Origin of the sequence: Paraprevotella clara YIT 11840 (assembly GCF_000233955.1) — a bacterium.
GTDB classification, from domain to species: Bacteria; Bacteroidota; Bacteroidia; order Bacteroidales; family Bacteroidaceae; genus Paraprevotella; species Paraprevotella clara.
Genome location: NZ_JH376595.1, coordinates 1 through 20,644 on the forward strand (window position 1 = coordinate 1; position 20,644 = coordinate 20,644).

The 20,644-nt window shown below is 44.0% G+C and carries 18 protein-coding genes; 16 read left to right on the forward strand and 2 right to left on the reverse strand.

All coding sequences use genetic code 11. From position 1 onward, the window contains the following. Positions 1-995: VapE domain-containing protein (locus HMPREF9441_RS05840; RefSeq protein WP_050806174.1), on the reverse strand; the 995-nt coding region annotated here is incomplete at its 3' end. A gap of 462 nt (positions 996-1,457) precedes the next feature. On the opposite strand from HMPREF9441_RS05840, the gene HMPREF9441_RS05845 reads away from it, so the two are divergent. From HMPREF9441_RS05845 to HMPREF9441_RS05915, 15 genes are all read left to right on the forward strand, one after another. Further along, positions 1,458-2,666 (forward strand): site-specific integrase, encoded by a 1,209-nt coding sequence (locus HMPREF9441_RS05845; RefSeq protein ID WP_008619082.1) that lies wholly within the window; start codon positions 1,458-1,460, stop codon positions 2,664-2,666. A gap of 403 nt (positions 2,667-3,069) precedes the next feature. Next, positions 3,070-3,621 (forward strand): UpxY family transcription antiterminator, encoded by a 552-nt coding sequence (locus tag HMPREF9441_RS05850; RefSeq protein WP_008619085.1) that lies wholly within the window; start codon positions 3,070-3,072, stop codon positions 3,619-3,621. A gap of 170 nt (positions 3,622-3,791) precedes the next feature. Beyond that, positions 3,792-4,067 (forward strand): hypothetical protein, encoded by a 276-nt coding sequence (locus HMPREF9441_RS05855; protein ID WP_244949643.1) that lies wholly within the window; start codon positions 3,792-3,794, stop codon positions 4,065-4,067. 414 nt (positions 4,068-4,481) lie between these two features. Then, positions 4,482-5,165 (forward strand): acylneuraminate cytidylyltransferase family protein, encoded by a 684-nt coding sequence (locus tag HMPREF9441_RS05860; RefSeq protein WP_008619088.1) that lies wholly within the window; start codon positions 4,482-4,484, stop codon positions 5,163-5,165. Between the two features lie 128 nt (positions 5,166-5,293). Next, a complete protein-coding gene (locus HMPREF9441_RS05865) occupies positions 5,294-6,649 on the forward strand; it encodes a hypothetical protein (RefSeq protein WP_008619089.1) in 1,356 nt (451 codons plus the stop codon). Between the two features lie 14 nt (positions 6,650-6,663). Beyond that, positions 6,664-8,214, forward strand: a complete 1,551-nt coding sequence (locus tag HMPREF9441_RS05870; RefSeq protein ID WP_008619090.1) for an MATE family efflux transporter — start codon at positions 6,664-6,666, stop codon at positions 8,212-8,214. Positions 8,215-8,282: 68 nt separating this feature from the next. Then, on the forward strand, positions 8,283-9,224 hold the full coding sequence (locus tag HMPREF9441_RS05875) for a polysialyltransferase family glycosyltransferase (protein ID WP_008619091.1): 942 nt from the start codon (positions 8,283-8,285) through the stop codon (positions 9,222-9,224). 111 nt (positions 9,225-9,335) lie between these two features. Beyond that, complete coding sequence (locus HMPREF9441_RS05880; RefSeq protein WP_232038325.1) at positions 9,336-10,604, forward strand: hypothetical protein; 1,269 nt, start codon at positions 9,336-9,338, stop codon at positions 10,602-10,604. After that, positions 10,601-11,173 carry a serine O-acetyltransferase gene (locus HMPREF9441_RS05885; protein WP_008619093.1) on the forward strand — a complete coding sequence of 191 codons (573 nt, stop codon included), beginning with the start codon at positions 10,601-10,603 and terminating at the stop codon, positions 11,171-11,173. Before HMPREF9441_RS05880 ends, HMPREF9441_RS05885 begins: the two co-directional genes overlap by 4 nt. A gap of 4 nt (positions 11,174-11,177) precedes the next feature. Beyond that, positions 11,178-12,200, forward strand: a complete 1,023-nt coding sequence (locus HMPREF9441_RS05890) for a glycosyltransferase family 2 protein (RefSeq protein ID WP_008619094.1) — start codon at positions 11,178-11,180, stop codon at positions 12,198-12,200. A 1-nt stretch (position 12,201) separates the two neighbouring features. Further along, entirely contained in the window at positions 12,202-13,197 is a 996-nt protein-coding gene (locus HMPREF9441_RS05895) for a glycosyltransferase family 2 protein (RefSeq protein WP_008619095.1), read from the forward strand. Positions 13,198-13,264: 67 nt separating this feature from the next. Then, positions 13,265-13,786, forward strand: a complete 522-nt coding sequence (locus HMPREF9441_RS05900) for an acyltransferase (RefSeq protein ID WP_008619101.1) — start codon at positions 13,265-13,267, stop codon at positions 13,784-13,786. An 87-nt stretch (positions 13,787-13,873) separates the two neighbouring features. After that, complete coding sequence (locus HMPREF9441_RS05905) at positions 13,874-14,857, forward strand: acyltransferase family protein (RefSeq protein WP_244949644.1); 984 nt, start codon at positions 13,874-13,876, stop codon at positions 14,855-14,857. A 38-nt stretch (positions 14,858-14,895) separates the two neighbouring features. Continuing rightward, positions 14,896-15,960 carry a glycosyltransferase family 4 protein gene (locus tag HMPREF9441_RS05910; protein ID WP_008619103.1) on the forward strand — a complete coding sequence of 355 codons (1,065 nt, stop codon included), beginning with the start codon at positions 14,896-14,898 and terminating at the stop codon, positions 15,958-15,960. Between the two features lie 8 nt (positions 15,961-15,968). Beyond that, positions 15,969-16,721: a WecB/TagA/CpsF family glycosyltransferase gene (locus tag HMPREF9441_RS05915; protein WP_008619104.1), complete on the forward strand. Its 753-nt coding sequence runs from the start codon at positions 15,969-15,971 to the stop codon at positions 16,719-16,721. Between the two features lie 93 nt (positions 16,722-16,814). On the opposite strand, the gene HMPREF9441_RS05920 is transcribed toward HMPREF9441_RS05915, so the two are convergent. Next, on the reverse strand, positions 16,815-18,104 hold the full coding sequence (locus tag HMPREF9441_RS05920; protein ID WP_008619105.1) for an ATP-binding protein: 1,290 nt from the start codon (positions 18,102-18,104) through the stop codon (positions 16,815-16,817). A gap of 138 nt (positions 18,105-18,242) precedes the next feature. Here HMPREF9441_RS05920 and HMPREF9441_RS05925 point away from each other — a divergent pair, with 138 nt between their 5' ends. Next, positions 18,243-20,537: a DEAD/DEAH box helicase gene (locus HMPREF9441_RS05925; RefSeq protein WP_008619106.1), complete on the forward strand. Its 2,295-nt coding sequence runs from the start codon at positions 18,243-18,245 to the stop codon at positions 20,535-20,537. The last annotated feature ends 107 nt before the right edge of the window (positions 20,538-20,644 follow it).

The following is a 20,644-nucleotide window of genomic DNA, read 5'->3' on the forward strand; positions in this document are numbered from 1 at the left end:
CGGCTTCCCGAAGGGTCGGAAAGCAGTTCGCGCGAGTTGGACGTGCCGATGAAGGAGGCGATGCGCGGCAGGGCTTGGCTGTGCCGCCGGTACGCCTTGCGCAGGTTGAGGGCGGAGAGCTGCATGAGGTTTTTCAGGAGCGGGTGTTTCTTCTCGGGTATGCGGTCGAACTCGTCCAAATTCAGCAAGCCCATCTCGGTAAGTTGCCTTTCCACCTTGTCGGGACGCGCGAGGTCCACGCTGTCGGTGTAGTAGGCCTGTAACTCCGGTGGCAGCAGGGCGCGGCAGAAGGTGGACTTGCCGAGTCCTTGTTCGTCGCTGACGAGCAGGGGCGCGGTACTGTGTGCATGCAGCCCGTCGGAGAGTCCGGCCCATTGTGCGGCCAGTCCGAGCATCCACCGGTGGAAAGCCTGTATCCACAGGGGACTGTCCGACACACGGACGGCCAGGTCGTGCAGTCGGTCGCGTCCGTCCCATGCCGGAAGCCGTTGGAAATACAGCCGGAAGGGATGGTATTCCCGTACATCGGCAGAGTGCACCATGCGTGCCACGTCGCGGTCCCAACAGTCGATGCCGTGGCGGTGCGCTTCGAGGCAGATGGCGTTCAGGTCTCGTTCCGTGGCGGGCCGGAAGGTCCCGTTTCCCTCATCAGACAGGTGGCGGAATTCCGTGGCTTCGGTGAGCACGTTGAAACGGAACTCGTATCGTCTGGCGAGGAAGCCGCCGAGGGCGGACTCGAGACTGGCGGCTTTCGGGGAAGGCATTTCGCTTTGAATAGCCTTTGCTTCCGCCGTCCTGAGGACGTTTGGCGTGTGCTGCGGAACGGATGTGGGCCTCGGCGTAGTGGTTCCGGTTTTGGCCGCACCGGTTTTGGCTGTGGCTACAGTGGTTTCCGCCTGCGGCGTGGCATTGCGGGGCACGTCCTTCGCCCTTCCTGCCATACGTTTTTCGTTCCACCGTCTTACGGCGGTGCATGCAATCTTTTTGAAGTCCATTATGCTTTGTATTTTCGGTGTTTTCTCGTTTGCAAATATACGACATGAAAAAGCCTTTGTCAAGCCCTTCACCGTAACGCGTTGAAAACCAATGCAACTGCAAATTCGTTAAAAACAATTTCATGCGGACAACCCGTTTTCCGGTGAAATCCCGGTGAAGGATTGTACGGTAGAAAGTTCACCTTAAAACGTTGGTACAGAAGAGGTCTGAAGGAAGCGAACCTTTTCGGGCGAAAAACTGTTTGTGGGAGGTAGAGTAGGGGGAGCAGTATGAAAGAGTGCGTAAGACGGAGTCAGTACATCCGAAAATCGATCTCAGCAGGTTGAAAAATCGTTTGGCTTAGAACGGAAAATCGTTTGGCGCAGAATCTATGGGTGGTTTGGGGTATAGCTTTGCCCCAATATATAATAATGTGGCATTTGTCGTCGACATTTATATAAAGAACAAGAAAACATTGGACCATGACATCTATAAAACTAAAATTCAGGCCGTCAACGACTCCGGGCAAGGAAGGCTCAATAGTGTTTCAACTGATATACGGACGCACGGTGCGCAGGATAACGAGCGAGTATAAAATCTTCGCCGAGGAATGGGATGACGAGGTTGGGAGGATAGCCCTACCCACGCTGTCCTCGCCACGCTACGCCCACCTTGTTTCGATAGAATCTGCCCTACAGTGGGAACTGAACAGGCTACAGCGGATGGTGCAGGAAAGTGAAAAGGCAACCGTCACACTAAACCTTGACGAACTCGCCGCCAACTTCTCGTCCTGCATAGACCGGCCGGACAGCGTGTTTAACTTCATCCGGGGACAGATAAGCCATAAGAAACAGATAGGCAAGGTGCGCTCATCCGAGACATACCGTTCGATGCTTAACAGCTTCACGTACTTCCGCAAGGGTGTTGACCTGACGTTCGACATGATGGACGGCGTGCTTATGGAACTCTACGAGGCATGGATGCGGAAATGCGGACTGACACGCAACAGCACCTCTTTCTATATGCGCATCTTGCGCACCAACTACAAGTTGGCAGTAGAAAAGGGGTTGACACCCGACCGCCATCCGTTCAGGAACGTCTACTGCGGTATAGATAAGACTGTGAAAAGGAGCCTACCGTTCAGCGAAATCAAGAGAATCAACGGCCTGGACTTGTCGCGAAAGCCAAGTATGGATTTCGCGAGGGACATGTTCATGTTCAGCTTCTGCACGCGCGGAATGTCCTTCATAGATATGGCTTACCTGAAGAAGACCGACCTGAACAACGGCTGCCTGACATACCGCCGCAAGAAGACGGGACAGCTCATGACGATAGAATGGACCAAGCAGATGCAGGACATCATAGACAAATACAAGTCCAACGGCACGAGTTATCTCCTGCCAATCATTACCCGTGAGGACGGAAACGAACGCAGGCAGTACCAGAATCAGATGAGGAAAATCAACAGGCTCCTGAAAGACATAGCAAATCAGACAGGACTGCCGCTGTCATTGTCAATGTATTATACGAGGCACAGTTGGGCCACCATTGCACGTGGCAGGGACGTTCCGTTGGCAGTCATAAGCGAAGGCCTCGGGCACGATTCGGAAACGACCACACAAATCTACCTCGACTCGATAAAGTCAAGCGAAGTGGACAAAGTAAACCGTATGATTTTGGAGGGGCTTTGACGCAAACGACCGTTTCGAAAAATGTCCGTCTCCTAATATGAGATGGATATTTTTTGTGAAACAGCTAAATACCAATATTTTACAAAGTTTTCATAAAAAGACTCCGTCAACAAATTGCTTAATCCGTTGCCGCTTCATGAAAAATAAGCGCAAATAAATTTGTCAAAACACTTGATGTTTAATTATTTTTACTACCTTTGCAGCAGAATATCCATCTCATATTAGGAGACGGACAAAAAACGTCATGAAACTCAATACTAACACAAACGCTATTATGAGTAGTGACGGCGATGGAACAATCTTATGGACTTAATAGAAGTCAATAGCTTGGTTTTTGTAACTGCTTGTTGCCGTGTGGATTACGACAGCTTGCAGGATTAGAAAAGATGCCCGTACCTGAAAAATGAACGACTTCCATACTCCTGTACAAGACCGTCCGCTATGGTTCGTCATGCGCGATCTTAAGCGGTGCAACGCTAAACAACCGGCATACAAGCTGTTCAAGGACTTGGGGATGGAGGTATTCACACCCATGGTGTGGAAACTTTCTGTGAAGCACGGGAAGCGTTGCCGGGAGGAAGTGCCCTTCATTCAGGATCTGCTTTTTGTGAATGGCACGCGGCTGGCAGTTGACCCAATAGTCGAGAAATACAATACCGTGCAATATCGTTATCTGCGCGGTGGATACAAAATCCCGATGACGGTCAGGGAAACCGACATGCAACGTTTCATTCATGCCGTTGAGTCCTCCGAGAATCCGTGCTATTACACGCCCGAAGAAATATCCTCCGATATGATAGGTAGGAAAGTGCGTATCGTAGGCGGCCCTTTGGACGGATATGAAGGGAATTTGCAGAAAATCCAAGGGGCACATATCAAGCGTCTGTTCGTAGAACTTCCCAGTCTCCTTGCCGCTGCCGTGGAGGTGCAGCCCGAATACATACAGCTTTTGTAGTTGGCAAGCGGTAAGGTCGAGGTGCAAGTAGGCAAGGATATTTGCATCGGGGATTATAAGTGCTCATGACTTTTAGGTTGTATAACCTAAACGTAAGCATCCAAAACAGCCGTATTACCCAATCAGATAGATGTGCCTACTTTCGTGCTGTCAACATAAAAAGTTTAGTGATGAAGGACATCCTGGAAGGCAGGGAACTCCGAGCCCTCCAGACCGATAGCTACAACGTGTACTTCTATCTTGATGACGAGATGCTGGACATTGACCATCTCTGCCGCATGGCGCACGTGAGTGCGTCATACCATTCCATCGCATCCACATGTAAGCTGCAGGGGTACTCAATTCTGGAATACCTCAAGAAATTCTTTGAGGAGATAACCGCAGGAAACCTTGATTTCGGAAAACTTATGCCCTCAACCATCGGTATAAGTGCTAACAAATTGTAAAAATCAACTGGATTTCCATTTTATTTTAGATGTGCCACCTGTTACACTGGGGGGAACGTCAGAATTGGACGCTTACATTCCACAATATAAAGGGCTTTACATCTGAATCATTAAATTATATACAAATATGAACACACCAAAAATCATAGCTGAGATTGGTTGCAATCACAAGAGTGATATGGTAATCGCAAAAGAGATGATTATGTCTACTTGCCATAGCTTAATTACCGAGAAAGGTTTGTTAAGTTTAATCCAAGACAATATTAATCAAGTGAGATAGACTATTCTCAAATAAAGCAAAATATGAGAAAATAGATTATGATTCGCATTTTGCTAAACTTAGGAGCGATAAAATCCAGTTAAGAGGTGATTTGGAAAAATTCTTTTAATTTGTACACTTATAGAAACAATATAATGAAAATTACAGCAGTAATTCCCATACGCACTGGATCACAGCGTGTGAAGGATAAAAATTTACGTCCCTTTGCGGACACAAGTCTCATGGAGTTGAAGATAAATACCCTGCTCCAAGTGCCTGAATTGACTTCCATTGTAGTGAATACCAACTCGGAGGAAGCTATACAAATAGTTAATAAAAGTCATAAAGGGAGGGTGAAAATCCATCGCAGGGAAGAGTATTACGCTTCCTCCCGATGCTCTGGCAGTGAGTTTTTCCGTCATCTTGGCGAAGTGACAGACACGGACATCTTTGTTTACAGCCCTTGCACATCCCCATTCGTCAAACCTCAAACCATTTCACAGTGCATTAACCAATTCCTTTCCTCTTCCACTTTTGATTGTTTGTCCACCGTATCTGCCGTGAAAGAGTTTTTATGGTTGGACCGTAAACCTTTGAATTATGATCCCGTCCACGCTCCGAATTCACAGGATTTGCCCGATGTAGTGGCTCTCAATTTTGGTGTGACAGTGGTCAGGCGTGACGATTTAATTCGCAACAGCAACATCATTGGGAAGAACCCTCAGTTCGTCATTACGGACGAGATTGAGGCCATAGACATCGACACTCCTCTCGATTTTTATATCGCTGAACAACTCTATAAGAAGTTGATTCTTGAAAATAAGGAGTTATTGGAGTAGCGGCCAATACATAATGCACTGTAATTGAATGTACTAGATAACCGAAATAAATGTAAAATGAGAGGAATGGCATGGTAGCCACATTAATAAATTGAACATCTTTTATTCATTAGAAAATTCATTAAACAATGAGCAGTACTAACGGAACTATACATATAGGCAAGCCTTACATTGAAACTCTTGAATCAGCGGTGAATGGCAAGGCTGTCAGACTATGCGCTGATATAACCAAAATAAACCACAACGCTGCGTCATCAAAAAAATCGACCTTGTACTTTGAGTTTGAAGAGCGTTTTGCCCCCTATCTATGCCACGAGCGTTCGGATGCTTTTGTCTTAGGGTTGTTGATAATGGCGATGGAAGACAATTATGATGTTGAATACGAAGTACCCTTGTCTGAAAAGCTGTATTACCAGCTTTCCATCTATTTTATACCGATGGTGTCGAAATACAATGCTGAAAAATTGAGCAACATACAACTCAAAGGCACGGTTTCAGACAAGCCTGTGGAGAATTTAGGGAAAGTGGCTACAGGATGTTCCGGTGGTGTAGATTCGTTTTACACAATTGTCAGACACAACAAAGAGCATGTAAGCAAAAGTTTCCAACTCACCCATCTTGTATTTTCGTCAACAGGGACGATGGACAACAATAGCAAACGCATAGCGGAGTATTATCGCAAGCAGTTGGAAGAAGTGAAGGGAATAGCAAAAGACATAGGATGTGACACCATTGGCTGTTATTCAAATTTACACGAGTATTATAGATACCCTTACTGGGGATTTTGCAACTTCTTCACACCGGTTTATGGATCTGTTGTGCTGGCCATCCAAAAATTGGTAAAGACCTATTTTGTAAGTTCTGGGGATTCCATTGAATATTTCCACCTTGATTTGAGCAAAGTCCATGGGCATGATGGCTCCGTGTTCGACGTGTATACTGTTGGCTGCATGAATACCGAGAATCTATCATTTTATAGTACTGGTGTTGAATGCAGCAGGATAGAAAAGGAAGATTACATATCGTCAGATAAAGCGGCTTGCAAACACTTGAATGTATGCGGAATGGAAATTAACGGTGTAGAAAAAACATGGAAGAAACGGAACTGCGGTATTTGCAACAAGTGCCTTCGCACCATGGTGCAGTTGTATGTGTTGGGAAAGTTAGAACGTTTCGGTGAGGTATTTGACATCGAGTGTTTTTATAAGTATAAGAGACAAAGGATTGGGCAGATGATAGCTTCGAACAAAATATCTTACGTATCAGAAACAGTACGCATGGCCAAGAAAAACCACGTGAAAATCGGCATTACTCCCTATTTATGGGCATGGTTGGTATATAAGCCCCAAAGAAATCTAGCTCATTTGTTAAGCCGCGTCCGCTGGATGAGAAGATTATACTACCAATGGAACCTGGATTACAAAATACATGGTTATCGTGACAATGCCAAATACGAGGCGATAAAAAAAGACTTGAACTTGTAGATGAACCGGGCTTTATGAGTACCTCTTCCGATGCCAATAAGCGCATAGCCAAAAACACCCTCTTGCTATATGTCCGGCAGATTCTGGTGATGGCGGTGAGCCTGTACACCGTTCGCATCGTGTTGGAAGCATTGGGCGAGGTGGATTATGGTATTTACAATGTGGTGGGTGGATTTGTTTCCATGTTCAATATCATTTCGGGCAGTGTTACAGTTGCAATAAGCCGCTACCTGACGATAGAGATAGGACGCAACAATTTGAAGCGTGCGAGGGAGATTTTCTCCACTTCGATTATTGTCCTTTTGGCGATAGCCGTCTTGTTGTGGTTGGTTGCAGAAACTGCCGGGGTGTGGTTTGTTGACACAAAGATGGTGATGCCCCCCGAACGGTTGTTCTCAGCCATTTGGGTATTGCGGTTTTCCTTGTTGGCTTTTGTCATCAATTTATTGAGTGTTCCATATAATGCCGTAATCATCGCCCATGAAAAGATGTCCGTCTTTGCGCGGATTTCAATACTTGAAGTCATGCTGAAGTTGCTGGTGGCATACGCATTATGTATGTCCCCTACAGACAAGCTGATGCTCTATGCGTGCCTCACTACCTTGGTGGCACTGATTGTCAGGATGGTCTATGGCATTTATTGCAAACGCCATTTCGAGGAATCTCATTTCGCGTTTGTTTTCGACAAGTCGCTTCTACGATCCATGACGAGTTTCACCGGATGGTCTTTTGTGGGAGGAGGAATAGCCGTACTGAAAGATCAAGGCTGTAATCTGCTGCTGAATCTTTTCGGCGGGCCTGTAGTGAACGCCGCCCGTGGAATTGCCATGCAAGTAAATACTGGAGTTTTCAGCTTTGTGTCGAACTTCATGATGGCCTCCAACCCATTGATAACAAAAAACTATGCACAAGGAAATGTAGAGGCGATGCATAAACTAATTCTGCGGACACAAAAGTTTGGTTTCTTCATCTTGCTAATCCTACTTTTACCCTTATACGCAGGCATCGAATACGTGCTGCAACTATGGCTGGTGACGGTTCCTGCCCATACGGTTAATTTTGTTATCTTGATTTTGCTGTACACCTTGTTGGAATGCTTGGTTACACCTGTATGTACAGGAGTGATTGCGCAAGGCGAAATAAAAGCTTATGAAATTAACCTTACCATTATCTATTTGGTAAACATTGCAGCCGTTTATGCCTGCCTGAAGATAGGCATGGCGGTCGAGACAGTGTTTGTTCTTAATATCATCTTCAAAGCCTTTGTCTTAATCGCTTTGCTTTGGCAATCCAAGAAGAAATACGCTTTTTCCATAAAGCCGTTCCTGCGAGAAGTACTAATGCCATGCCTGCTGGTATTCGTATTGTCCGGGACAGCCACACATCTTGCTCCGTGGCCGGCAACAGAAGGGTTCGGTGTTTTTGCCATGAAGACCTTGACAATCATGAGCTATACAGCCTTGATTATTCTTTTCGCAGGCATGACTAAGAATGAAAAACGTTTTTTATCGGAGGTTTTAAAAAAGAAAGTCTTAAGCAGGATAAGGCTGCATAACTACAAGTAACAGAATAATTGAGCTATATAATGAAACATATTTTTTTAATTCACTCCCACACCTTATTTTTAACAGCAATGGGAGTTCTGGATTTCTTAAAAATAGATAAGGAAGCGGTTGTGTTCCTCTATTCCAGGCATTACAGCAATAGCCTGATTGAACCGGGATGCAAAACGGTGGACGTGACCGATTTGGCAGACAGGCAAGAGCAATTGCTCGATAATAGAAAAAGGAAAGGCTTGCTGGATGAAATCGACAAATTAATCGACCATGTGGCAGGAAGCTCATTCGTTCTTTACGCTCCACATTTCGCCATGGTGTTCGCACAGGCACTCTATACGCACAAAAAATGCGTCAAAGCCGCTTATATCCAAGAAGGTGGGATGATTTATCGGAAATCCATTACCACACACTTGTCTTTCCGTCAAAAACTCCGCTGTTTTGTTGCGGATAAGTTATATCGACATACCGATAGAATATGGAGAGCTTACGGATGGTATATGCCTGTCAAATTGAATAAACAAAGGGACTTGGATTCATACGCCATTTCTGATGAATATTTTAAGTATCTCCCGTCAACCAACCATATTATCAGATGGCCGCATGTGGATATGCCATTGGCTATTAAAGACAATGCCCATGTTTTCGTATTCGACGGCTTTGTAAAGAACGGGTTGGTGGAACAAGAGTTCTATCTTGACAAGTGCAAAAAATTAGTTGATAAGTTTGCCCAACCTTTCAACTATATCAAGTTCCATCCGGCTCAGTCTCAAGAAGAATGCGATACCATAAAATCATATTTCGATCGGCAAGGGAGGAAATACGAAGTACTTGACAATTCCATTCCTTTAGAGATTGTCCTTGCTTCTACTTCGGGGTTATCCGTGATAGGCTTCGGCAGTTCTTTGCTTTATTTCGCCCGTGATTTGGGGCACATTGTGCATTGCATGGATAAATGGCTTCACGGTTCGCCTTTATACATGCAGTATAAGGTGCGTTATGGATTGGATGATTTTTAGAATGCAATACACATTCTATGTTATTGGAGTTTGTCAACAATCTGTATATAGTATGGGGGATTATAACGATTAACTGATTTAAACTCATGATTTTATGTGTATATAAAACAAATGAGAAGAGGAACAATGAAAACACTATTGAAGGATAAATCATTATACATATTTACTTTCATATTAGTATTTGGCAACTTAACAACGGTACTACCTGCCAATATACGTTTTTATGGCTATTTATTAATATTGTTGCTTTTTTCCATTTACTTAATGAAAAATAATCATGTAAAACATAAAGCATTATCACATTCCATGCGTTATATGTTTTACCCTTGGTTATTTGCTCCAATCTATACATTCATTTTGTTGCTTATTGGAAAGACTGAATTGGAATATTTTATTGGTGGAATGTCTGATGTATTGAAATTATTGTTGATATTTTGGACTGGGTATGAATTATTGTTCAAGTATCAAGAAAGAATCCTCAATTTCCTTTTCCTATCATTTTCTTTTGCTTATGTCATACTGACAATAAATGGTTTTGTCCAATTCGGCCCGTTATATATATTACTAATGGCATTTAACCTTTCAGAAGAGCGATTCGGTTGGAGTGTAGAAGGGGAAGCCTTTGATAAAATCTTTGAAGTTCATGAATTTGGTTTGGCATTTCCACTCATTGCTTTAGCATATTTATGGAAAAGCGGAGATTGGAAACAAAAATTCTTTCCAATTATAATTTCTCTCTTGTTTTCATTAATCTGTGCAAAACGCATTGCTATTGGTGCATTTCTTGTCGTGGCTGTATTGAGTTACATATTGTCACATTTGCCATTAATTAAAAGAATGTTTGTAAAATGTGGCGGACTACTATTTATTGTCATAATATTCTCATTCTTGTTTTTTATTTATAACGGTGTATATGAGATTTATGCAGAACAATATGATGTAGATTTAAAAGGCAGAGACATTTTTTATAACTATTTTATTTCCCGGTCCTCTTTTTCTTTTGATTATTTGGGTGATGGGTTTGGATATATTAGAAAATATTTGGCAAACAAAGACCCATTCAATGGCATTATGGGAATACATAACGACATTTTACGAATATATATCGAATTAGGTGCCGTGGGAACATTTATATTTTTCTCCTTAATGTTTGGGTTCAATATTAGAAAACATAAAATTATAAACAATGAATGTAGCTATTATTATATTCTCACATCTTTATATTGTCTTATAACTTATTTTTCAGACAATACCATTGCTTATAGCCTAATTCAGTTCTGCAACATGATACTACCGTATTACCTGTTTTTAAATAAAAATCCCAACTCTAAGGATAATCAAACTAACATCACCACTATGAGACACCGTCGATATGTATGAAAAAAGCAGAATTCAAAGAAATACTTGCACTTGAAAAAAGTATATATACAAGTCATGTTTTATATTCAGGAAGCACCTTTTTGTCTATGCTTAAAAATGAAGCACCTTATCGGATATGGAAATGGTTACGCTTGTCTCGGTACGCAGATTATTATCGTCGGTGTTTTTCAGAAACAAAAGGGGTAAAAAGAATCATTTATCAGACACTATATGTCTATTATATCAGAAGAAAACAAATATTGGGTGAAAAATTAAGTCTGGAAATCGGCACGGAACACATTGGAGTCGGTCTTGTGATTTATCATTACAACAATGTAATTAATGGCAATGCCGTCATAGGAAAAAATTGCCATATACATGGGACTGTAGTTATAGGTAACAATGGTAAGACAAATGAATGTCCTGTCATCGGCGATAATGTTATGGTCGGTGCGGGTGCTAAAATAATAGGTAATGTAAAAATTGCCGACAATATAAAAATTGCAGCAGGAGCTGTTGTCGTAAATTCTTTTATGGAACCAGGAATAACTATCGCAGGTATTCCAGCACGCAAAATCAATAAAAATTAATAATATGCCAAAGGTAAGTATCATAGTTCCAATATATAACGTTGAGCGGTATTTGGACCGATGTATACAGTCGCTTCTTAATCAGACGCTTAAAGATATAGAAATAATATTGGTAGATGACGGTTCGCCTGACAACTGTCCTGACTTGTGCAATGAATATGCCAGAAAGGATTCCCGAATAAAAGTAATCCATAAGAAAAACGCCGGATTAGGTTTTGCCCGCAACAGTGGGTTAGACATAGCAAATGGAGAATACATAGCCTTTGTGGATAGCGATGACTATGTATCAGAAAACATGTATGAGCAACTGTATAACGAAACCGTTGCACAAAATTTCGATATTGTTTACTGTGGGGTAAATGCACAAAAGAGAAATGGCAAAATAATCCGGGAACATGTGACAGACAGAATTATAACCAAAGATGAAATTATAACTGTCTTAGGAAACATGATAGCCTGCGATGTTCATTCAAAACAAGAACGCAGCGAACCGATGTCGGTATGGCATGCCATTTATAAAACAGAAATAATTGATCGATATCACATTCGATTTATGTCCGAAAGAGAGATTCTTTCCGAAGATATTCTTTTTGACATACAATTATTACCGCATTGTAAAAATATCCGTTTTATTCCCCAAGCACTATATCATTACTGCTATAACAACACATCCTTAACCCAAACATTTTCAGAGGATAAATTATCCCGCAATCTTGCTTTGTTGCAGGAAATGATTTTTATACTGCAAAAACAAGGCTTGGCACATTTAGAACAAAGAGCTTTAAGATTCTTTATTGGATATAACAGAGTCTTTTTGAAAAACATTCTATTATCTCATTACGGATACAAAAAGAAAAAGGCATTATGTCACGAGCTTTATAATAACAAAGGTTGGAATATAATATTTTTGAAATATCCCATTTCTCAAATGTCACTTCCACATAGATTTATATTGCTGACCATAAAACATAAGTTATTCCATATAAATTTCATTATCTATAAATTACTTCACTATTTTCAAAAGTAACATGTATCTCATAAGCGTTATAATTTCGGTTTTCAACGTAGAAAAGTATGTGGGGCGTTGCATAGACACCGTGTTAGGGCAGACCATGCAAGAAGGTGTGGAAGTGATTATTGTGAACGATTGTACACCCGACCGGAGCATGGAAATAATTTTCGAGGTGCTTTGCGCCTATAATGCCCGTCCTGATGAAAAGAAAATGACGGTTCATGTCGTGAATCACGACATGAACTGCGGCATAGCCGCAGTTCGTAACACAGGTATGAGCCATGCCTGCGGCAAATACGTCATCTATGTGGATAGTGATGACTGGCTCGCTCCGGACATGTTAGAGAAACTGTATGGAAAAGCTGTACAAGAAAACGCAGACATCACAATATGCGACTACAACGAAGTATATTACACCAGAACAAAGCAGATTCACGTAAATCCGCCCTGTGATAATACCGATTGTGTCATTGCTTTGTTATCCGGACAAATGCATGGAGGCGTATGGAATAAACTTGTCAAGAAAGAGTTGTATGACAGATACCACATTACATGTACTAAAGGAATGAACATGCTGGAAGACCTTTGCGTAACGTACAGATTGTTTTACTTTGCCAAAAGAATCGCTTATGTGAACAAACCGTTATATAACTATTTTTGTGGAAATGAATACTCATACACGACAAAACACCTGAGTAACAAGTCTCAGGAAGGAATGTTGCTGCTGATAAAACAGATGGAAATGTTTTTTAAAAAGGAAAAGACAAACGACATAAAACTCCGAACGGCTTTCCAATACTTTAGGATAGGAGTAGTAAGTACCATCCTGCTGAACGGAGAAAAGCCTATAATCACATCCTTGCAAATGGAAGAAAAATTTCCATTCGGTACCATCCTGCATCATCCGTCGCTTTCTGTTTTCTTTAAAACAGCCATGCTATTTCATCGTTTGCACATATCCGGTGGGGTAACAATACTTCGTTCTCTAAGGGGGGGAATAAGAAAGAGATAGTTTATCATCCATATCCAAACTGTACATATCGTAAACCGTATGGAATACTATCATTGATTTTACGCACATGAAACGAACATTTTTTCTTTTGATCTACTACGGTTTCGCCACATGGTTGCCGGATTCGTACACTCCCGGAATTGGGAAACTTTGTAACGCCATCAGGATATTCTGCGTGAAGAGAATATTCAAGCAATGCGGAAGAATATCGACCATCAACCGCCGTGCATACTTCGGCAATGGCAAAGAGGTGGAAATAGGAGACTACAGCGGAATAGGAGCGCACTGCACGGTGCCCCATAACATCGTCATCGGAAAATACGTAATGATGGCTCCTGAAGTTTATATTATTGACAACAACCATATAACGTCTGACACAAAAAAGCCCATGTGTTTTCAAGGGAAAACTGAAAATAAGGTTACACAAATCGGTGATGACTGTTGGATTGGTGCCAGAACAATGATTATGCCGGGGCATACCATAGGGGACGGATGTATTATTGCAGCCGGCTCTATTGTGACAAAGGATGTAGAACCATATTCCATTGTGGGGGGCAATCCTGCTAAGGTGATAAAAAAGAGGACGTGAGTTAATTATGACTTTTCAAGTATCCGTACATCAATGAATAATACTGCAAAGTAAAGAAGGATGTATAATTTTAAACATATAATTCTTATGCCAAAACAACGTGATATAAGCATTGACATCGTGAAGTTCTTAGCGGTGTTTCTCATCATTAACAGCCATGCGGACATTATGTATCTCAAGTATTCGGCATTGGCGACAGGAGGGGCAATCGGTGATGCCTTATTCTTATTTTGTTCGGGATATACCTTGTTTTGGCGTGGAACGAATCGGTTTGACAATTGGTATAAGAAGCGTATAAGTAGAATTTATCCTTCCGTTTTTGCTTGTTTATTTTTAGTTATATTAGTCGGATATTTGCCTGTAAATAAGTTAAATATATATAAAATATTGGGGGGTGAATTTATTATTGCTATTATGATCTACTACGTATTGCTGTACTTCGTTCAGAAGTATTGCATACAGCATTTTTCTTGGGTAGTGACAACTGTGGTTATCATTACATTGATAGCTTACTGTTTTTTTCCTTACAAGGTGGAGACAGGCAGCAAAGGCATATATGGCATTACGACACTATTCCGGTGGATTCCTTTTTTTTGCATGATGCTGATGGGAGCTTGGATTGGGCTAAAAGTTAAGGGCGGAATTTTGATGGTCAAAACGAAATGGACTGATGCTGCAATGCTTGTTCTGTGCCTAACCGTTTTTTACGGCATACAATTCATGTCAAAGAAAAACACATCCATCGCCCCTTGGCAAATTCTCACACTGCCTTTCTTTGCAGGCATTGTGTATTATTTTTGGAAGTGTTGCAATGCAGAAGTTTTAAAAAGACTTTATTCAACTCGCATGGGACGCAATGCAATCATGTTGACAGGCGGTTTGTGTTTGGAATCAAACCTTATCCAATTCTACCTTTTCACGGAGAGGCTCAATTGGCTTTTCCCTTTGAATCTTCTCATTGGCACTGCTTATATACTGTTTATGGCATATGTGTGCCGCTGTTTGGCGCGTATTTTCAGCCAAACCTTCAGAACGGAAGATTATCAGTGGAGAAAAGTGTTTGAGATATAACACAGCCTGAATACACTTACAAACTATATTATTCTTTTATGGTTCGCATTCTTATGTGTTCCTCCTCACTTAAAGTGAAAGGAGGCATGGTCTCTGTTGTCAAGAACTATTTGAACTATCCCCATTGGGAGGGCGTGAAAATCAAGTATGTGCCTACGCACATAGAGGCCAACAAATTCGTGTTGATGGCCTATTTTGCCGTGGCTTGCATCCGCATTCTTTGGTTGGCGTTATGCGAAAGGCCGGACGTAGCCCATTTGCATGTGGCAGAGCGAGGCAGTTTCTACCGGAAAGCGTTTCTTTTGAGGGCTTTGAGGCGATTGGGCATCAGGGTGATATTGCACCATCATGGCGCAGAGTTCGAGCGGTTCTACAACAGTCTTTCTCCCAAAGGCAAGCAGTATGTAAACAAAATACTCCGCATGGCTGACCTGAACATTGTGCTAAGCAGGCGTCTGGTGTCCATGATTACGGACAAGGCACCCAAAGCGAAGGTTCAAGTGCTCTACAATGCGGTGTATGCGCCTCCCGCTAATCCTTACGACATAAAAGCTGACAATGTACTGTTCCTTGGGAGATTGGGGCATAGGAAAGGCGTTTATGACTTGTTGGAAGCAATCAGACGGACAGACAAGGATTTGCCGGAAGGCGTGAAGTTCCTCCTTTGCGGTGATGGTGAAGCGGAAGAGGTTTCGCGCAAGGCAAAGGCGTTGGGCATTGAGCATCGGATTGCCCATGTCGGATGGTCGGACGGCAAGCAAAAGGAGGACTTTATGAAACAGAGCATGATTAACGTGTTGCCGTCCTACAATGAAGGCTTGCCGATGGCCATTTTGGAGACCATGGCGCAAGGCATACCCAACATTAGCACGTCCATCGCGTCTATTCCTGAAGTGTTGCATGACGGGAAAAACGCTTTCTTGATAAGGCCGGGCGATGTGGATGCCCTGTGCAGGTGCTTGCTGAAACTGGTCGGTGACGAGGATTTAAGGATGGCTTTCAGCCGAAAGTCGTATGGCTTGATAAAGGAGGCATTTTCGTTGGATGCGAACATACATAAGCTGAAAGAACTTTATGCGGACATGAAAGACAACGCTCAGTAGATGTGATTATGAATACAACCCGATTTTTAAACATAGACATACTCGCGCTGACACAGGATGAGTTATTGCAAAAACTGGATAAAGGCGTGCTGATAACCCCCAACGTAGACCATTTGGTAAAGCTGCAAAAGGACAGAACTTTTTACGGGCTATACAGGCAAGCCGATTGGTTAGTGTGCGACAGCAAAATACTCTATCTACTATCGAAACTGTTGAAACGTCCGCTGCCAGAGGCCATTCCCGGGTCGAGCTTCTTCACAGCCTTCTACATGCATCACCGCTACGACCCTTGGTGCAGGATATTCCTTCTTGGGGCGAAGGAGGGCGTGGCCGTCAAGGCCATGGAACGCATCAACGAGAAAGTGGGGCGGCAAATCGTGGTCGGTGCTTATTCCCCATCCATGGGTTTCGAGAAAAACAAGGATGAAAACGAGCACATATATAAGGTGATAAACGCGAGCGGGGCAAACGTGGTGCTAGTGGGCGTAGGTTGCCCCAAACAGGAGAAGTGGATATTCGCACATAAAGATCGTATGCCGGAAGTGGACTTGTGGATGGCACTTGGCGCGACTATCGACTTCGAGTCAGGGAACGTGAAACGTGCTCCCACAATCTTCCAAAAGCTGGCCTTGGAATGGTTTTATCGTTTCCTCATGGAGCCCAAACGGATGTTCAAGCGATATTTTGTAGACGATATGTTGTTCTTCTACTATTTTGCTAAGCAATTATTGGGCATATATAAAAATCCTTTCGACAAGTAAAATCTACTTGCAAAACAGCTTGAATACAATGGGAACACGTCTGTTTTGGACGCTTACGCATAACCTGCATTAAGAAATAAACCAATCCTCCCCTTACAAGCAAAAGCCCACCGCATACAACGGCTTGTTCACCATCCAACCTTGGTCTTTATAGGGTAACATGGAGAGGCGCATGCCTGTAAGTCTGGGATGCTTGTCAATGTATGTGCGCAACGATTTTGAGTGCACGTTCACTTCCGCCTTTACTTCCACCGGGATTATCCTGCCGCCTTTCTGGATGATGAAATCAATCTCAACGCGTGAGTCGTTTGCACTGTAATAATAGACGGGGATGTCTTGCGGCATGATTTGCGTGAGGACAAAAAGTTCGGTGAAAGCTCCTTTGTACTCGCTAAAACAGCTTTCACCTATCAGGATGTCCTCGGGGGGAGTGCCAACCATTGCACCCATCAAGCCCACATCGAGCGTGAACAGCTTGAAGGCGGAGAAATCCTCATAGAACTTCAAGGGCATTGTGGGCGATGTGACACGATTTATGCGATAAACAAGCCCGGCATCAATAAGCCATTGTATGGCGATTTCAAACTCGGAGGCGCGTGCGCCTTTTTTTACCGCTCCGTAGATGAACTTCTTGTTGTCTTTGGCGAGTTGTGAAAGGATGGAGTCCCACACTTGGTTGATGCGTGGCACCTGGCTTGCGGGCGCGTGCTTGGAGAAGTCACGGCGGTATCCAAACAAGATTTGTTTCTGAATGTCCCGCACTTCGCCAATATTGTAACTCCTTGCATACTCGTTCACAACAGCCGGCATGCCGCCCGTGAAGTAATATTGACGCAAACAGTCGGTCAGTTTGCTCCCGAATGTGTCTATCAGGGAAAAATCCTGCGAGCGCAAGATGCTGACCATCTGCTTCTCGCCAACCGCCATGAGAAATTCATCGAACGTCATGGGGTACATCTTTATTACGTCAACCTTGCCCACGGGAAAAGAAGTGTCGTTGTGCAATGAGATTCCTAACAGTGAGCCAGCTACGGCTATGTGGTATTCAGGCGCATTCTCGCAGAAATACTTCAGGGAGTTCAACGCCAACGGGTTTTCTTGTATCTCGTCGAGGATTATCAGCGTTTCGTGCGGCTTTATGTTTACGTGCGTCACGGCGGACAATGACAAGAGGATGCGGCGTGTGTCGTAGTCCTGTGAGAATATCTTGTTTACGACAGCGTTGTTGTCGCAGTTTATGTAAGCCGTGTCTTTGTATTGTGTCCTGCCGAACTCTTTCAAGATGTATGTCTTGCCCACCTGTCTTGCCCCGTTGAGTATGAGCGGTTTCCGGTTCGGTTTATGCTTCCATTCAATGAGTTGAGATAATACATTACGTTCCATATTACATTTATTTGCACGAACAATCGATGCAAAATTACATTTTTCTGCACGAATAAACAAGCGGTTCTTGCATTTTTCTGTACGAATGTATTCTATTGAAGAATGACAGGCCGATGCCGTCAGTTGTTTATACCCTATATGCTCCGTCCTTACCAACAAAACATCAAACACAATTTGTTCGAAGCTTGGCGGCAATACCCGTCCGTGATGGTGCAGATGCCCACTGGAACGGGCAAGACACACTTGCTCGCTTCGGTCATATCCGACCGGATGATGGCTGATGATACAGCAAGCGTTTGGATTGTTGCGCACCGCCGCGAGTTGGTGGAGCAGATAGAGGAGACGGTCGCACGATACGGTATATCCAAAGATGACGGAAGGGTGAAGGTGATGTCCATCCAGTGGCTGTCAAAGCATTGGGAGGACGTGAAGGACGAAAGACCGGGTTTGATAGTGATAGATGAAGCGCACCATGCGCTTGCCGGGACTTACAGGGAACTGTGGCTGCGCTATCCGAATGCGAAGAAGTTAGGTACGACCGCTACGCCCTGCCGGCTGAATCGCAAAGGGTTCACTGACTTATTTGACACGCTTATAACATCGGATAGCATAGCGGACTTTATCCGGCAAGGATGGCTTTCCACCTTTGATTATGTATCCATACGTCCGGACAGCGAAGAGCAACGGTTAATAAACGGGCTGGAAAGACGGGGAGCGGACGGAGATTTTCAGGTGAAGGAGATGGACACCGTGCTGAACAGGCGACCAAGTATCGAAAGGCTGTATGAGAGCGTAAGGCAATATGCCGATGGCAAGAAAGGCATCGTGTACGCCATCAGCATCAGTCACGCACGAAATATCGCTGGATATTACAATCAATACGGGATGAACACCGTCGCCATTGACAGCAAGACACCTGCAAACGAACGGAAACGGCTTGTCGAAAACTTCAGGCAGGGCAAGATACAGGTTCTTGTCAATGTGGACGTATTCAGCGAGGGCTTTGACTGCCCTGACGTGGAGTTTATCCAGTTGGCACGGCCGACACTGTCGTTGCCCAAGTACCTGCAACAGGTGGGGCGCGGACTGCGCAAGACGGAAGGCAAGGAAAGCTGCATGATAATCGACAATGTGGGGCTTTACCGCCTGTTCGGTCTGCCGACGGCCCACCGGGACTGGCAGGCGATGTTCGAGGGACGGCTTGCCGGAAAAGGTTATCCGGAGGCAAATACGAGGGCGGTGTCATATATGGCTCTATCGCAGGGAACAGATAAAGATAAAACAGCAGAAACAGACGGACAACTGGAAACCATCGTGTCGCACGGACAGTTGTTGGATTACCTGCAAAGTGGCAAATCTTTGCCGGAGAACGATTCGCTACAACCCGAAAAACTGAGACCGTTCAAGGACAGGGCAAGCGGCCTGTACGGCTTGAAGCGCGGCAACAAGATAACGTCCACGGCACGATACCATAGCGTCCTTGACACGGCTGAAGGGCTTGCCACCGTGTGTTTTGACAACGGGCAAACGGGTATCGTGGATGAATCCGGCAACGTCAGGATGCGGTTGGGACGTTGCCGAAGCACAAAATTCATGAAAGGCAATATCCTTGCACTTACGGGTAATAACGGCCGGAAAACATACATGGATTTGCTCAGTGGCCAAATATACAATAAACAGCCGAGGATACGGCAGTTCGGACCTGTACAAATACTTGAAGAGGACGGTATGTATTACAGCCGGACAAAGGAACAGTATAAAATCAGGAAAGTCTCCGGATGTCATATTTTCCATGCCACAAGTTCCTGTCTTCTTGTCTATGATTATTATGCCGCTCCCGTATGCCGTCAAGTCAACGAAGACGATGCCCGTTGGGGGCATGACTGCGTGTGCCTGCTTGCAAATGACTATGACACCTATTACCGTTATTGCGGCATGCTGTCTGGCGGAAGCATTGTCATCGTGGACAATGTCGGCAAGTATTACATTGTGGAGGAAGGCAGGGGTAAGAAATACATCGCTTGTGAAAATCCCAAGACGGCGGACGAGAATTTTGACGTGGTGATACCCCGCTTGAAAGCCGAAGCGGCAAGACGGACGAATATGATGGTGGCCGAGGAACGGCGGGCAAACGAACGGAAGCGCATGGCACGTCTGGAGGGAATGAAAGCTGTCGTGCCGTTCAAGTCCGGCATGAGATGGGGATTGAGGCAGGGGGATAAAGTGGTAGTCCCTCCTGTTTACAGGAACATCCAGCTCCCCGTCGGCTACTATTGCGCCGTTGAGGTCAGTCCGTGCCGGTGGGGCATCATCATGTTGGATGGAAAAGTCGTGGTGGAGGCCGGCTACTCAAAGGTGGTGATAAATGGTGACGGAACAGCAAGGCTGACCGTCTTCCCGGGAAAAGAGAAAGTCGTTGAATTAGGCACCTGACAAAGCAGGAATTATCCGCATATAAACAATCATACACAAAAATGCCGCAAACTGTCCTCCGAATAGTTTTGGACAGTTTGCGGCATTTTTGTGTGCCATCTTATAGG